The organism is uncultured Paraglaciecola sp. (genome assembly GCF_913020055.1).
Taxonomy (GTDB): Bacteria; Pseudomonadota; Gammaproteobacteria; order Enterobacterales; family Alteromonadaceae; genus Paraglaciecola.
In genome coordinates this window covers 14,626-29,281 of the sequence record NZ_CAJWCF010000018.1, presented here as the reverse complement: position 1 = coordinate 29,281, position 14,656 = coordinate 14,626, and the positions used below count along the sequence as shown (strand labels likewise).

Here is a 14,656-nt window from a genome sequence, read left to right as displayed (position 1 = left end):
TTACCTTATTAAATCTAACGTATTTATATTCCTCAAAATTATTAACCTTAAAGCAATGTCTGAATAATTAATGCAATATTTTATCTCTGTATTTATTAGTGCCTTTTTGGTATTTCAAATTCAACCTATTATTTCTAAAATTATATTGCCTTGGTTTGGCGGTGGCGCCAGTGTATGGACCACTTGTATGCTGTTTTTTCAGTTCTTTTTATTGGTTGGTTATTTATATGCATTTTTGCTGAGTAAAATAGTCAAGGTGAAGTTTCAGGTCGTTGTTCATTTGACTTGCCTCTTACTTTGCTTATTTTTGTTGCCTGATAATATTTCTGATTTACAAAGTATCTCGATTAATGGGGCACCTACTTGGGCCGTATTAAAAGTGTTGTTTTTGGGCTTAGGTGTTCCTTATTTGATATTGTCAGCCAACACGCCTTTGTTGCAGCATTGGTTCACAAACCACGCTAATGGGGATCAACCCTATAGGTTGTATGCGGTTTCGAATGTTGGGTCATTTTTAGCGCTCATTAGTTACCCACTAGCCATAGAACCTTTTATGCCTCTGGACTGGCAACTTAAGTTATGGTCCAGTATTTATTTGTTGTTTGTGTTTATGATTGGCTGGATTTGTTTTGTCGTGGTAAAGCAAAATAAACAGGAAATACTTGAACTTCGTAAGCAAGGAATTAACCCGAAGGTTTCTGTTTATCGGTTTTTCTTATGGTTTACACTGTCTGCTTTAGGTGTGGTTTTGCTAGTTTCGACCACCAATGCATTAACCCAAAATGTTCCTCCTGTACCCTTTCTCTGGCTAGCTCCATTAGCCATATACCTACTAACTTATGTCGTGGCTTTTAGTCATTTTGCGCTTTATATTAGGCATTTTTGGTTGCCTCTTTTTATGTTGCTGTCCTTTGTCGCCTTATTAATTTATTTCATCGGTGGGCAATTTGACTTTATTACGCAGTTATTGATTTATCTTTTGATTTTATTGTGTGGTTGTATGATTTGTCATGGTGAATTGAATTCTCTTAAACCTCAACAGGGCAATACAACCTTGTTTTATTTGGTTCTATCCGCCGGTGGAGTATTTGGTAGTTTTCTAGTGGCTTTCGTTGCTAAAAATATATTTGATGATTTTTTAGAATTTCCATTAGCGATTTTCAGTGTATTAGTACTGGCAACTGCTTCACTGTGGTGGAACAAAAATGAAGAATTTGCGGAGACTAAATCCGACATGGTTGGGAGCGTAAATAGCTCATTTTCCAAATTAGCTATAGGAAGTGCTGTTTTTGGTCTGGTTTGGTTATTTGTTTTTATCAAGCTGAATAACCAATACCAACAATACGACATTGCAAAAGCGCGAAATTTTTACGGCATATTGTCAGTTAAAGATATTACTGAGGGCTCGGTTAACGAGAGAAGGTTAATTGATGGTACAACCTCTCATGGTAGTCAAACGTTGCCCTTGTCTAATTCTGCAGTGCCTAGGAGCTATTATCGTCCTGGTACAGGTATACAATTGGTCATTAAAGAACTGTCTAGGGATGGTCAAGTAGATGTTGGTATTATTGGCTTAGGAGTAGGGGCCTTAGCTGCTTATGGTCAAAAGGGTGATCACTATACTTTTTATGAACTTAATCCATTGGTATCAGATTTTGCTAACAGATATTTTAACTATTTGGGCAGTTCAAAGGCTGATGTAGATGTTAAGTTAGGCGATGCTAGGGTAACGTTACAACATGAGTTAGATTCAGGGAAAAGTAACGAGTTTGATTTGCTTGTTATCGATGCTTTTTCTGGAGATCTAATTCCGACTCATTTATTAACGAATGAAGCATTTTTATTGTATCTGCAACATATTAAATCCCAAGGTGTTATTGCCTTACACATTTCCAATAGGCATTTGTCACTACTGCCAGTCATCATGCACCACGGTAAAAACTTCAATATGCAGGTTATGTTGTTTGAAACTCCAGGAAACGGAAATGACCATGATGCACAATGGGTGGTGCTGACAAATAATAGTCGATTGACCGATTCAGCAAAGCTTATTTATAGTCAAACTGTGATACCTATGGAGCAATATAAAGAGGTCATTTGGACAGATGATTATTCAAGCTTGTTATCTATTCTAAAGGTCTTAAATTAATTATTAACCAGTTAGAATTTTTTTAAAGCTAACTCTTAATATTTGTTCTATTTGTTTTTTGCCACTCAAATCAAATTTTTCACAAAGCTCTTTATCTATTAAGTTTTGCAATAGTGCACCTACCAGAATGTGTTTCTCTTGTGTTGCCAGTTTTAACAAGCAAGTTGCGTTACCTATCAAGTACTCTTTTAATAATCGCTTACAGGTGGAATAAGCCCGTTTCCCTAAAGCAAATTGTTTAATAATCTGCACACTATCACTCGCCTCTGAATTAGCGTTTGGTTCAAGTTGTAAAGTTTGAATCAATAACTGTTCAGATATTGTTCTAAAATTTTTGTCCATTTGAAACAACAGCTCCTGATAAAACTCACAATGAATTGAGTCAGATAAATGTAATGCCTCGTTTGTTAAGGGTTTAATACAAATGCCGCTGTGTTCACCACTTGAAACTTCTGGTTTTGAGCTCAGTTTAGCGAGTATAAATTCACTTCTGTACCAAAATCTAAGTATGTCTGCATTGCAGCCAAAAGACGCACTTAGGAAATTAATATCTTGTTGTTTAGCCTGTTGCTCTACGTAGTCAATTAATTGTTTTCCCAGTCCTTTTCGTTGGTGCTCAGGTTCAATAGCAATTCTGCTAATACGCCACTGTTTAGATAATAGGAAAGGCTCAGTGTTATAGGATGACGCAATGTTTTGTGCCACTAAATGTCCCTTTACGCGTCTACTACAATCAGCAATATTTTCCGCGAGCTCGTCAAAGTAATTTCCCCCTTCTTCGACCGTTTGAACGACACCAAGCAAAGTGTTACCTCTGGTCATAATAAAACATTCGATTTCAGGTGCATCTAATAAACGCTGCAAGTCATCTTGACTGGTTTGGTAGTGAGCGTTAATTAATAATCTAAATACATCTGCTAATAATTTTTTATTGTTGAATAGTTGTGTTTTAGAGATATGCCGATAACTAATAGGCTGGCTATCCGAATCAATATTTTTACTATCTTGTTGCACATTTTGAAACATGGTCTTGAACCAAAACTGCTCTAATGTGTCATGTTGATACCAGCGGATCGGTTGTGCCATTTGCATTCTTTTGAAGTCAGGCCTTAGTTGTGAGAGTTGCTTTATAAAACGCATCTCAAAACCACGACCACTGCCTTCATAGCCATGAATTGTCGAGCTGAACACAATTCTTGGATACTTATTGGCAAGCTTAATTAAGATATGGATAGGCAATGAAGAGGCTTCATCTACTAACAGTAAATTTGTACTTTCTTTACTGTTTAGTAATTGATCTATGGGCTTAAAATTTAGGCTGCTACCTTGAAAAGTGATATTGCTTTTTGTGGCACTTGCCATTGGTAACATTCTTAGTGCGTGACCAAATATCTGTTCGGTGTTATCTAAATGTAATGCAGTTACCCAAATAGTTTTTGAGTATTGCTTCATCAACTCAGCCGCCGCTATGCCTAAGGCTGAAGACTTTCCTCGGCCCCTGTCCGCAGTCAACACCAACGGTCTATTTCTATGACCTAAAGCGACTCTAATAATTCCTTCAACTGCTTGATTTTGTTGATCAAAGTTGTGAGTGACCGACATCTTTTCGGCAATAGCTACCGATCCAGAAAATTGGTCTTTTGTACATACCGCCACAAAGTGATCTTCAGTAAAGGCCGAGCTCAAGTAACGAAAAAATTGACTATTAATTTTCTGTTGGTTATACCCAAAGGAGATTCGATTTATTTTTTCAGGGTCGTCATATGTAGGCCATAGGTCAATATCAGGGCAAAGTAATATCATCAACCCTTTTGCTTTTATTGTGCCACTTAACGCCATAGCTGCATTAGCTCGAAATCCACTGAAGCAGTTTAAAACGACAAAATCATACTCGTGTCCCAATTTAGAGCGGTAATTTTTTATATTAATATTTTGATATTCAGATTGGGTGTCTCCAACCCATAACGTATTTTGAAAGTCGTGATCACCTAATAAAGTATCCGCAGTGTTTATTGTCCACTGCTCTTGCCCAGTTAAGACTAACAATTGTCTATGACATAATTTTGATTGACGTTGTTTTAGCCAATGGAATAGCTGTTTAGGTAAGTTCACAAAAAATCTTATTTAATGGGGTGGAATATTGCTTGCTAGTGTAAGCAAACTTATTAAAGAATACGAATGTGCTTTTGGCATACTTAAGTATTCATCTGTGTACAAATCAAGTGAGAATTCCCTTATCTAATATGAAATACTGCGCATCAAATGAAATATCATTTATGTATTATCAAGAGGAAAAGAAAGTTGCTATTTAGAGTCATTTTTCTAGTTGGCTTAATTCTACTAACCGCTTGCAGTTCATTAGCCACTAATTCTCCTCATTATGCCGTGTTAACCCAGCATGATTTACCAGATGAGCTAAAAGAAACGTCGGGACTATACTGCCCAAAAATTGGTTCAGCTTACACTGTCAATGATTCTGGCAATAAGCCTGTTATTTATAAAATTGACAATAAGGGGCATATCGTTGGTGAACAACTCGTCTCGACCAATAATACTGACTGGGAAGCACTAACTGGTGATAGCCAACATTTTTTTATTGGTGACGTTGGTAACAATAATGGTAAGCGAAAGTTTGTTCAAATACACGCAGTACCCATAAAAAGTAAAATAGGTGAAGCGGATGTCACCACATCTAGGATATTTTATACAAAAAACGAAATTGAAAAGAATGAGTACGTTAAACACGACTTTGATGCTGAAACCTTGATTAGTTTGCAGGATAACCTGTTTCTATTTTCTAAGAGTTGGAAAACGGGCACCTTATTTATCTATCAACTCAATAAAAAAGAGCCAGAACAATATGTGGAACATATTCGCGAGATCAAAGGGCTACCAGGTGTCGTTACAGGTGGTGATTTTGACAGAAAAAACAATCGATTTATTTTAGTCGGTTATGAGCTTAAATCCGTGGGAAATTTCAGTCCTTTTATCGCTATTCTTAATGCAGATTTGACCTTGCAAAAGTCTTTCGAACTTAATGGTTTTGGACAAGTTGAGGGAATCTGTGTCACTCCAAATGGTGAACTATGGTTTACCCAAGAAAGTTCGTTGTTCTCCGATAACAAGTTAGTCACACTAAACATTTTACAATAACTAACCCGAGTTCAGGTTAAATACTATTTTACTCTTATAAATTCCCATTCGACTATTCCTATGGCTTACTTGCCTGTTACACTGCGTTCGCTTTTTGCGTGGTAACTAAACACCCTGCTATTTAGCAAACCAAGGGGAGCCTTTTGGCTGAGATTTGAGTAAATACTCATAACCCTTATACCTGATCCGGATAATGCCGGCGTAGGAATGGTCATACACATCCCCATTTACCTGCCGTACAGCCGGATCTTTTCAACCTTTAGTGAAGAGATCCTTAAAAATGAACTTTAGTAAAAAACCACTGGCTAGCCTTATAAGCCTTTGTTTAATCAGTACTTATGTATCTGCCCAAAATACTGATAATCAATCAACTGAACAAAATGAAATAGATCGGATAATCGTAAGAGGCGCATTGTTTTCCACACCTTTGTCTGAAATGGCCACCAGTATTTCTGTTTTAGATGAGCAGGCAATAAAGGAACGCCAAGCCCAACACCTTGAAGATATTCTAAATCGCGCTGCGAATGTGAATTTTGCCAGCGGTGCTAGTCGTGGACGTTTTGTACAAATTCGTGGCATCGGAGAGCGCAGCCAGTTTACCGATCCAATTAACCCATCTGTTGGTTATCTGGTTGACGGTATCAATTATTCCGGCCTACTGGCTGGTGCAAGTACCTTTGATATTGCTCAAGTTGAAATATTCAAAGGTCCAAACAGTGCGCGGTTTGGCGCAGATGGTCTTGCTGGCATGATCAATGTGTTGAGCAAAGAAGCATCAGACGAAAGCAGTATTGACGCTCAATTTGGAGTGGCAAATTTCGGTGGTTGGCAAATTGGAGCTGCAGTCGGTGGTGGATTAAGCGACACCGTTGACTACCGTTTATCGGTTCACCAAAACACCAGCAACGGGTTTGTAGATAATATTTGGCTAGGGCGTGATGATACTAACGGTGTAGATGAGTTCACTGCGCGGGCCAAACTAAATTGGCAAGCTAGCGAAGACCTATCGGTTAAGACTGTTATTCATTTGATAGATGTTGACAATGGTTATGATGCTTTTTCACTTAACCGAGATAGAACCACTTTATCTGATGAGCCAGGTTTTGATACGCAAGAGAGTGAAGCTATTGGCTTTACAGTGGATTATCAAGGTTTGGATTGGGCTAATTTGCAGCTTCAGAGCAGTTTTATGCAGGCCGATCTAGCGTATGGTTATGACGAGGATTGGGGGTATACGGGCATAGCGCCGGGCTGGGAATACTCTTCTACCGATCATTATTTCCGCGAACGCAAAGACAGCGTCATTCAAGCCAAACTAACCAGTAAAAGTAGCGAAACTAATAACTGGGTCATCGGATTTTATTTTGCTGATAAAACCGAGACGTTAACGCGCGAGTATACGTGGTTAAGCGCACCGTTTGAAAGTCAGGTTGATCGTGTAGACAGCGCATTGTTTGGGCAATATAAACATGTGTTATCAGATGACCAGTGGATTACCACTAGTTTGCGTTTTGCCTCACAGACTCTTGATTATGATGACTCTAAGTTGATTAATGAAGACCTTGAGCATAATGATTGGGGAGCTGAAATTAGCTATCATCAAAAAGTAGGTGATAGCAGCCTGCTTTATCTCAGTCTCTTGCGCAGTTATAAAATGGGTGGAGTAAATGGTCAAGCCTTAGGTAAGATTGACGATGAGGACATTGCTGAATTTAGACAAGATTTACTCGACAACGCGATATTTGATGCTGAATCTTTAGTCGGTATAGAGTTTGGGGTAAAAGGTGCCAGTCAAGATGGTAGATTGGAATTGGACTTCAGCACCTTCTATCAAAAACGAGGTGATGTGCAGTTCAAAAACTCTATTGTAAACGATCAATCATTTGTCGATTTTTACAATAATGCGGCAGATGGAAAAAACTACGGTATTGAAGTCAGCCTTAATTATAAGTTGACTGAAAGTGTCGATACATTCGCTAATATCGGTTATCTCAAAACTGAAATTAATGGAATTACGCGTCAAGACGGCAGCACTATTGATAAACGTGACCAAGCACATGCCCCTAGCTATCATGTGAATGCGGGTCTAAATTGGCAAGTGACTGATAACCTAATTTGGCTTATGGAATTTGATGCCAAAGATGAGTTCTTTTATTCCTTTAGCCATGATCAACAAGCAGATAACGTATTCATCGCACATACGAGCCTAGATTACCGAATCGAGAATTGGCAGATTAGTTTGTATGCTCGTAATTTATTCGATAAACAATATGCTAATCGTGGTTTCTATTTTGGTAATGATCCACGAGATGAGTATGAGTCACATTTGTACGAGCAATTTGGTGAGGCACGTCGAGTCGGTATCAACTTCAATTATCAATATTAACAAGGATATTCCAAACCGGAGTTGACTTGTCACTCCGGTTTTTACCTCTAGGAATCAATATGAAATTAGTCGCCGAAATATCTATGTATCCTCTTAAAGAGCAATACATAGAACCAATTCAAGAGTTTATTGATCGTTTAAATACATATGAACGTCTAAGCGTGCTTACATCTGCTACTAATACTGTAGTGAGTGGGGATTACTTACCTACCATGCAACTGTTAGCCGAAGAAATGCAACGCAGTCATAAAAAAGTGGGCCAGGCGATATTTGTTTGTAAGTTTTTAAATGGCGACAAAATGAGCACTGATATTTAATGGAAAGTTTCCTAGCACAACTAACCAGTACATCAGGATTAGAAGGCATTGCGGTTGTTCTCGCTCTGGCCTATGTGTGGCTAGCTGCTAGGCAAAATATATGGTGCTGGCCTTGTGCTTTAGTTAGTACCGCTATTTACACTTGGTTGTTTTGGCATGTGTCGTTGCCTTTTCATACTGGGCTTAATTTTTATTATTTAATTATGGCTGTTTATGGCTGGAGGCAGTGGCGGAATAAAGATGCTGAAATTGTAACAGTGCAAAGTTGGGCTTTGAAACGTCATGTCATTTGTATTTTAGGTCTTAGTATAAGCGCATGGATGTTAAGCCAATTTGCTAGCACTGTATTGGATGCCAATTTCTTATATTTAGACGCTTTCATTACTGTATTTAGTGTGTTTACCACTGTTTTGGTCGCCCACAAAGTGCGAGAAAATTGGCTGTATTGGATCGTCATAAATATCTTTGCTGCATATTTATATTTTGCAAAAGACCTAGCGCTCACAGGAATTTTGTTTTTATGCTACATAGGTTTCGCGATTTATGGCTATTCCCAATGGCGTACTGAGACAGGTAACCTAGAAACCGAGTCTGATACGGTATGAATAATATAAACGTTTCTATGCAAGCTGAACTAGCCAGTTTGGATTTTATCCAGCCAGATTTTCGCCTCGTATCTATAACTGGCGGGGCAGTTAATAACAGTTATCGACTTGAAACATCGGATAAAAATTATTTTGTAAAAACGTTCGAGTCTGCCAATGTAGTACTATTGGATAGAAAAAGACTTTTCGACTTCCAATTAAAACTGGTGGATAAAGGCCTTGCTGTAAATCCAATCTATTTATCAAAGTCACGTGATTTTCAAATTGACGAATGGCTTGATACTCCCACATTAGACAAAGCCGATGTATCGGAGTTAGTTACCATTAATCGTTTAGCGGCCTCTTTATCATTAATACATAACACTGAAATAAGTGCTCAAGAGTTAGATTTACCTGCTCAATGGCAACACTATATAAGTTTAATTGACTCACCAATTTCAACATCAGATCAGCAAACGATCGACAATTATACAACTATATGGCAAAACGCTTGTTCGACCAAAGCCGTCTTTTGTCATAATGACTTGTCTTCATCTCATATTACAAATGCTCAACCAAGCAAAGTTTTGGATTGGGAATACTGCGCTCTTTCTTGCCCATATTTTGATTTGGCATCATGTGTAGCGGTTAATGATTTTGGCATCGCAGATGAAGCCAGCTTATATGCATTTTATGCACAATATAGTGGACAACGATTATCAGATGTCATTGCTAAATCGACTAGAATGAAACCCCTTGTTGAATTAACCAATAGGCTTTGGTTTCAGGCTGCAAACCGGTCAAATACAATTGCTACCGATTTAGCGACCTAAACCACTTATTGCTCCATTTAGTTTTGTCATTTTGCATTGGTTTGATGGTTTTGTTTATTAAATGCGCTGTTGTTCAAAAGATATCATGAGTAAAAGCAAAATCACTTTACCTTTTGTTTTCCGTCAGTATAATTCAGCCGGTCAGCAGGAGTGTAGTTCCAATTGGTAGAACAGCGGTCTCCAAAACCGATGGTTGGGGGTTCGAATCCCTCCACTCCTGCCAAATAATTTAGAATCGACCTGAGTTGATCCTCGGTTGTAAAGTAAAAAATGATAGTGATGGTAGAGGGTGAGAACACCCATGGGGTCGACAAATCGTCTGGAACGATTTGAACCGCGACAGCGCCGCTTGCGGTCTGTTACATGGATGTAACTGAGATAATCCCTCCACTCCTGCCAACTTTTCTTAAACGTCAGTTATCTAATTTAAATTCATGCTAGTCTGTTGAAATGGAAAATACCTCGCATCTTGTGTTAACTGATTATCAACGAGCCATTTTAAATGAAATGGGCGTTTCCTCTTGGCAGTTAGCAAGTGAAGAACAAACTCAAGCTAAGGTCGATAATCAAACCATTGAAGCTGTAGCTGCACCATCCGAAGTTGTTTCTAAAGTAGATGCGTTAGCGAAGTTAAAACAACTTAAAGTACAAACCCAAACAAATGAAATGACAGATGCTGTATTAGTCACTTTTTCACAAAGCGATGCTAAATTTCAAATATTTTCAGATGTATTAATCGCGTTGGGGCTAGAAGCTGACCAACACAAGCATATTTCAACGGACCAACTTAACCATTATTCAGGTTTTCCCCTTAGTTGGACTCTAGGTGAAAAAGTGAGTTTGCACGATAAACAACTTATCACACCAGCTATATCTGAGTTACATCGCTCAGATACCAAGAAGCAACTTTGGCTGCAATTACAAAGTGCCTTATCTCTCGCAAAAAATTAATTAAATAGCAGGCGCACTAAGTTTAATGAAGCCAGACTTTTCACCTTTAACCACACAAAATAGTGACCCCTATTTTGAGCTGCATAAACTAGGACAATTCTCACCTTGGTCTCGTAAGATATTTGAGGATTGTTTAACTAAACCCTATTTTGCATATTCACTCGACCAAGATAATCAGCCGCTAGGCTATTACATTGGTATGAGAGTGCTAGATGAAGTGACGTTGATGGATATAGTGGTAAGCAAGGCTCATCAAGGCAAAGGTCTAGGTAAAACCTTGTTACACCATTTTATAGCACAATGTAATCAACATAATATTCAACAAATATGGTTAGAAGTACGTGAGTCAAACACCGCTGCAATCAATCTTTACGATAATGCGGGTTTTATTTTGGTCGAGCAGAGAGTGAATTATTACCCTAGTGCAAAAGGAAAGGAAGACGCGTTGATCATGTGTTGTTATTTAGGGTAGGAGCTTGGCATCTAAAAAAAATCGCTAGAAAACATTATTTATCGAAGAGTAGGGGGCGCTAGTCCCCCAACAAATATAATTTAACGACGTGCAGCCGTTACATTTAGGTTTTCAGCCGTGTCTTGACGATCAATGGCTAACTTTACAAATTTCGATGAATTGTAATTACAACCTACACACATAGCGATAAATTGATTCATGCTAGGTGCACCAATATTCTTTTCCCAGTTTTCGTAAGTTTTACGGGTTTTAACGTTAGCAAGTTTTGCCATTTTAACTGTGGTTAACCCTGCATCAAGACGCATTTTTCTTAAATCTGCACCATTAATATACATATTTATTTCCTCTTATGATTATTGAAACAACAACAGAGTAGTGGATTAGTATTATTATTAATCTCTGCTTTCATTCTCAGTGTTAAGAGTACAAATAAAAATGTGGATTTGACTCCACGGGGTGAATTAATTTCACTTAATTGGGTAAGTTTATGATTTCTTAAGTGAAATTAAATTAACTGAATTCATTTTAATATAAAAAGGAAGCGCCCCTTTAACGAGGCGATCTAGGTGCTTTATTGAAAGTTTCTAAATATAAGCAATCATAGGAGGTGTTTTCTTAGCTGTACCAGCAATCATAGGAGGTGTTTTCTTAGCTGTACCAGCAATCATAGGGAGTGTTTTTTTAGCCGTGCCAGCAATCATAGGAGGTGTTTTCTTAGCTGTACCAGCAATCATAGGGGGTGTTTTTTTAGCCGTGCCAGCTACTAAATGTCTAGGCGACTCTATAAATTTAGGTAATGTGATAATAAATAAAACGAGTGTGATACCTAATATTTTTACATTTAAATCTTTCATTACAAAATCCTTCAAAAGTTATAGCAAAATTGCCATTAATCTATTATGAAGGTTTTAGTTTTGAATGTAGAGCGTTAAGCTTTCAATTGTTTAGGTATTAACTGTTTATAACTTTCACTAAAAGCGGCCCATATTATTAATGTTGATAGTCCGTGAATTATATAGGCCGAATAGTTGTAAGCTAATAGCGCATTTGAATAGCCTAGGATGTGCCTTACAAAGTATTCAAGAAAAATAATTGTTTGGGTTATAACTAAAAATGCATTTATCTTATAAAGTATCCAATCGAGATTGATTGAACGTCCTTTTTCTGGAAAGTACATGTCAACATAACTTACTCGATTGAATATAAAGTGCCTTACAAATATGCAAACAATCATTAGCCCCAAATACCATGCAATACTTGGCGCTGAATATTCTGTCAAATACCAGAAGAGTTCAGCGATTATTGCCAAAATCGAATTTGCCAGCAATATTTTAGATACCCAGTCATACCAAAAGTAATATGAAACCAATAGTCCGGCTAGATAAATTGGGATGTTGACAATGTCATAGGCTGGTATATACAACCATGCTAGTTCTTCGAATAAATGTTGCAGGAGAATTATGGCTAGAGCTGCCACAATATTAATATCTCTGCGGCAAAGAATTGCAGTGAAAATAATGACACCTAGAAAAAGTCTGTCAAAAACTAAAGCATTCCCAAAAGTGAAAATACCAGCTGCTACAAAAAGCCCTCCAAAGAGGGCTGTTAGAAAATGGGGAAGATAGGCGCGTATTAGCATAGGCCTAGACTAAAACAAGATTAGCTTAAGTTAAAGCCGAAATAATCCATAACGGTAGAGAAAAAAGATTCGCGGGTTTGTTCTGATGCAGTTTGGCGGCAGATAGACCACCATTTATTCACAACGCCTACGCCGATATTGTCCATGGTTTCAGGTTTGTCATTTTCTATGGCAGACACGGTTTCACGGCTAATGCCTACTCTCTGAGCGAGTTCTTCTTGGGTATAACCGGCTTCTTTGCGCAATGATTTGAGCTGAGCGCCACTAAACATTTTTCTACGTGACATGTAAAGTCGTTTCCTCATGGCAAATTATAAATGTTATTAGTTAAACTATTACACGGCAAAAAATTTACCTACAGCAAATATAATTTAAACATGGGGTTGAGTAAATAGAAAACGTAATAATAAATAGTGGCAATATCGAAATTTCTTATAGTTAAAAGAAAGGAGCCTAATAAAACTGGGTACTAAGCTACAAAATTCTCTCAGATCAGCGACTTTTTTATCGGAGTCATATACAATACGCGGCCAAATTATTTAGTAACCAGTCACTTAAGAGTATTCCATGTCTTTCCAACAAGAAGTTGATAAACGCCGCACATTTGCGATTATCTCTCACCCCGATGCGGGTAAAACCACCATTACAGAAAAAGTATTGTTGTTTGGCAATGCCTTGCAAAAAGCCGGTACGGTAAAAGGCAAAAAGTCAGGCCAACATGCTAAGTCTGACTGGATGGAAATGGAAAAAGAGCGGGGTATATCTGTTACTACCTCCGTTATGCAATTTCCGTATCGAGAATGTACTGTGAACTTGTTAGACACACCAGGACATGAAGACTTCTCTGAAGATACTTATCGCACATTAACCGCGGTTGATTCTTGCTTGATGGTTATAGACGCGGCCAAAGGTGTAGAAGCACGTACGATAAAACTGATGGATGTAACACGATTGCGTGACACACCCATCATTACCTTTATGAATAAGCTCGACAGGGACACGCGGGATCCTATCGACTTATTAGATGAAGTTGAAAAAGTACTAAATATTAAATGTGCGCCTATCACCTGGCCAATTGGCATGGGTAAAGAATTTAAAGGTGTGTACCACTTACTTAGAGATGAAACGTACCTTTATCAGACGGGCTTAGGCCATACAATTCAAGATGTGCGGATAGTTAAAGGTTTACACAATCCAGAATTAGAAGAAGCGATTGGTTCTTACGCCGAAGAATTGATAGATATGTTGGAACTGGTGCAAGGTGCATCACACGAGTTTAATCGTGAAGAGTTCCTAGCAGGAGAATTAACCCCAGTATTTTTTGGTACTGCCATGGGTAATTTTGGTGTTGATCATATGCTCGATGGTTTGGTTGAATGGGCACCATTACCTCAAGGTCGGGAAACCAGTGAACGTAAAGTTGAATCATCTGAACCAAAATTCAGTGGTTTTGTTTTTAAAATTCAAGCCAATATGGATCCCAAACACCGTGACCGTATCGCGTTTTGTCGTATCGTATCGGGCAAATACGAGAAAGGCATGAAAATGCACCACAGCCGAATTGGCAAAGATGTGCGTATTTCAGATGCCTTAACGTTTTTAGCCGGCGATCGTGAATTACTTGAAGAAGCGTATGCAGGCGATATTATCGGTTTGCACAATCATGGTTCGATTCAAATCGGTGATACCTTTACCGCCGGTGAAAAATTCCGCTTTGCAGGTATTCCTAACTTTGCGCCAGAATTATTTAAACGTATTCGATTAAAAGATCCGCTCAAACAAAAACAATTGCAAAAAGGTTTGATTCAGTTGGCTGAAGAAGGCGCTGTGCAGGTATTTAGACCACTACAAAACAATGACTTAATTGTCGGCGCGGTAGGTGTTTTACAATTTGATGTGGTGGTGGCTCGTTTAAAAGGCGAGTACAACGTAGATGCAATGTACGAACATATCAACGTGTATACAGCCCAATGGGTGACATCTAAAGATCCTAGGAAACTGGATGAATTCAGACGTAAATCAGAAGCCAATCTGTCTTTAGATGGCGGTGATAACCTCGCATATATCGCACCTACTAGAGTGAATTTGTCTCTGGCCAAAGAGCGTTACCCTGATATTGAGTTTCACACAACCAGAGAACACTAAGGCATTTTCATTAGTAGCCTGAAGCAT

The 14,656-nt window shown here is 38.3% G+C and carries 14 protein-coding genes, 1 tRNA gene and 1 riboswitch; of the genes, 10 read left to right on the top strand and 5 right to left on the bottom strand.

Translation table 11 applies throughout. The features are described from left to right. The first annotated feature begins 70 nt into the window (after positions 1-70). Complete coding sequence (locus QZ488_RS05820; RefSeq protein ID WP_293746871.1) at positions 71-2,149, top strand: hypothetical protein; 2,079 nt, start codon at positions 71-73, stop codon at positions 2,147-2,149. A 3-nt stretch (positions 2,150-2,152) separates the two neighbouring features. Here QZ488_RS05820 and QZ488_RS05815 read toward each other — a convergent pair whose 3' ends face one another. Further along, positions 2,153-4,261: a GNAT family N-acetyltransferase gene (locus tag QZ488_RS05815; protein WP_293746870.1), complete on the bottom strand. Its 2,109-nt coding sequence runs from the start codon at positions 4,259-4,261 to the stop codon at positions 2,153-2,155. A gap of 189 nt (positions 4,262-4,450) precedes the next feature. On the opposite strand from QZ488_RS05815, the gene QZ488_RS05810 reads away from it, so the two are divergent. The 8 genes from QZ488_RS05810 (at position 4,451) to rimI (ending at position 10,845) form a co-directional block, all read left to right on the top strand. Beyond that, on the top strand, positions 4,451-5,302 hold the full coding sequence (locus tag QZ488_RS05810) for a hypothetical protein (RefSeq protein ID WP_293746869.1): 852 nt from the start codon (positions 4,451-4,453) through the stop codon (positions 5,300-5,302). A 122-nt stretch (positions 5,303-5,424) separates the two neighbouring features. After that, positions 5,425-5,527: riboswitch (TPP riboswitch) on the top strand. Positions 5,528-5,582: 55 nt separating this feature from the next. After that, entirely contained in the window at positions 5,583-7,688 is a 2,106-nt protein-coding gene (locus QZ488_RS05805) for a TonB-dependent receptor plug domain-containing protein (protein ID WP_293746868.1), read from the top strand. Between the two features lie 59 nt (positions 7,689-7,747). Then, positions 7,748-8,005, top strand: coding sequence for a hypothetical protein (locus tag QZ488_RS05800; protein WP_293746867.1), 258 nt, complete (start codon positions 7,748-7,750; stop codon positions 8,003-8,005). Further along, positions 8,005-8,610: a nicotinamide riboside transporter PnuC gene (gene pnuC, locus QZ488_RS05795; protein ID WP_293746865.1), complete on the top strand. Its 606-nt coding sequence runs from the start codon at positions 8,005-8,007 to the stop codon at positions 8,608-8,610. Before QZ488_RS05800 ends, pnuC begins: the two co-directional genes overlap by 1 nt. Further along, positions 8,607-9,422 (top strand): phosphotransferase, encoded by an 816-nt coding sequence (locus QZ488_RS05790; protein ID WP_293746863.1) that lies wholly within the window; start codon positions 8,607-8,609, stop codon positions 9,420-9,422. The genes pnuC and QZ488_RS05790 overlap by 4 nt, the downstream gene beginning before the upstream one ends. Before the next feature lie 146 nt (positions 9,423-9,568). Next, a tRNA-Trp gene (locus tag QZ488_RS05785) sits at positions 9,569-9,645 on the top strand. A gap of 227 nt (positions 9,646-9,872) precedes the next feature. Then, on the top strand, positions 9,873-10,373 hold the full coding sequence (locus QZ488_RS05780) for a DNA polymerase III subunit psi (RefSeq protein WP_293746862.1): 501 nt from the start codon (positions 9,873-9,875) through the stop codon (positions 10,371-10,373). A 25-nt stretch (positions 10,374-10,398) separates the two neighbouring features. Beyond that, the gene (gene rimI, locus QZ488_RS05775) at positions 10,399-10,845 is read left to right on the top strand and encodes a ribosomal protein S18-alanine N-acetyltransferase (protein WP_293746861.1); all 447 of its coding nucleotides are present in this window, start codon (positions 10,399-10,401) and stop codon (positions 10,843-10,845) included. Between the two features lie 80 nt (positions 10,846-10,925). On the opposite strand, the gene QZ488_RS05770 is transcribed toward rimI, so the two are convergent. From QZ488_RS05770 to QZ488_RS05755, 4 genes are all read right to left on the bottom strand, one after another. Then, a complete protein-coding gene (locus QZ488_RS05770; RefSeq protein WP_293746860.1) occupies positions 10,926-11,180 on the bottom strand; it encodes a helix-turn-helix transcriptional regulator in 255 nt (84 codons plus the stop codon). A 249-nt stretch (positions 11,181-11,429) separates the two neighbouring features. Further along, on the bottom strand, positions 11,430-11,699 hold the full coding sequence (locus QZ488_RS05765; RefSeq protein ID WP_293746859.1) for a hypothetical protein: 270 nt from the start codon (positions 11,697-11,699) through the stop codon (positions 11,430-11,432). A 74-nt stretch (positions 11,700-11,773) separates the two neighbouring features. Beyond that, positions 11,774-12,484, bottom strand: coding sequence for a hypothetical protein (locus QZ488_RS05760; protein ID WP_293746857.1), 711 nt, complete (start codon positions 12,482-12,484; stop codon positions 11,774-11,776). A gap of 20 nt (positions 12,485-12,504) precedes the next feature. Next, positions 12,505-12,771, bottom strand: coding sequence for a helix-turn-helix transcriptional regulator (locus tag QZ488_RS05755; RefSeq protein ID WP_293746856.1), 267 nt, complete (start codon positions 12,769-12,771; stop codon positions 12,505-12,507). Positions 12,772-13,051: 280 nt separating this feature from the next. Here QZ488_RS05755 and prfC point away from each other — a divergent pair, with 280 nt between their 5' ends. Then, the gene (gene prfC, locus QZ488_RS05750; RefSeq protein WP_293746855.1) at positions 13,052-14,629 is read left to right on the top strand and encodes a peptide chain release factor 3; all 1,578 of its coding nucleotides are present in this window, start codon (positions 13,052-13,054) and stop codon (positions 14,627-14,629) included. Positions 14,630-14,656 lie beyond the last annotated feature (27 nt).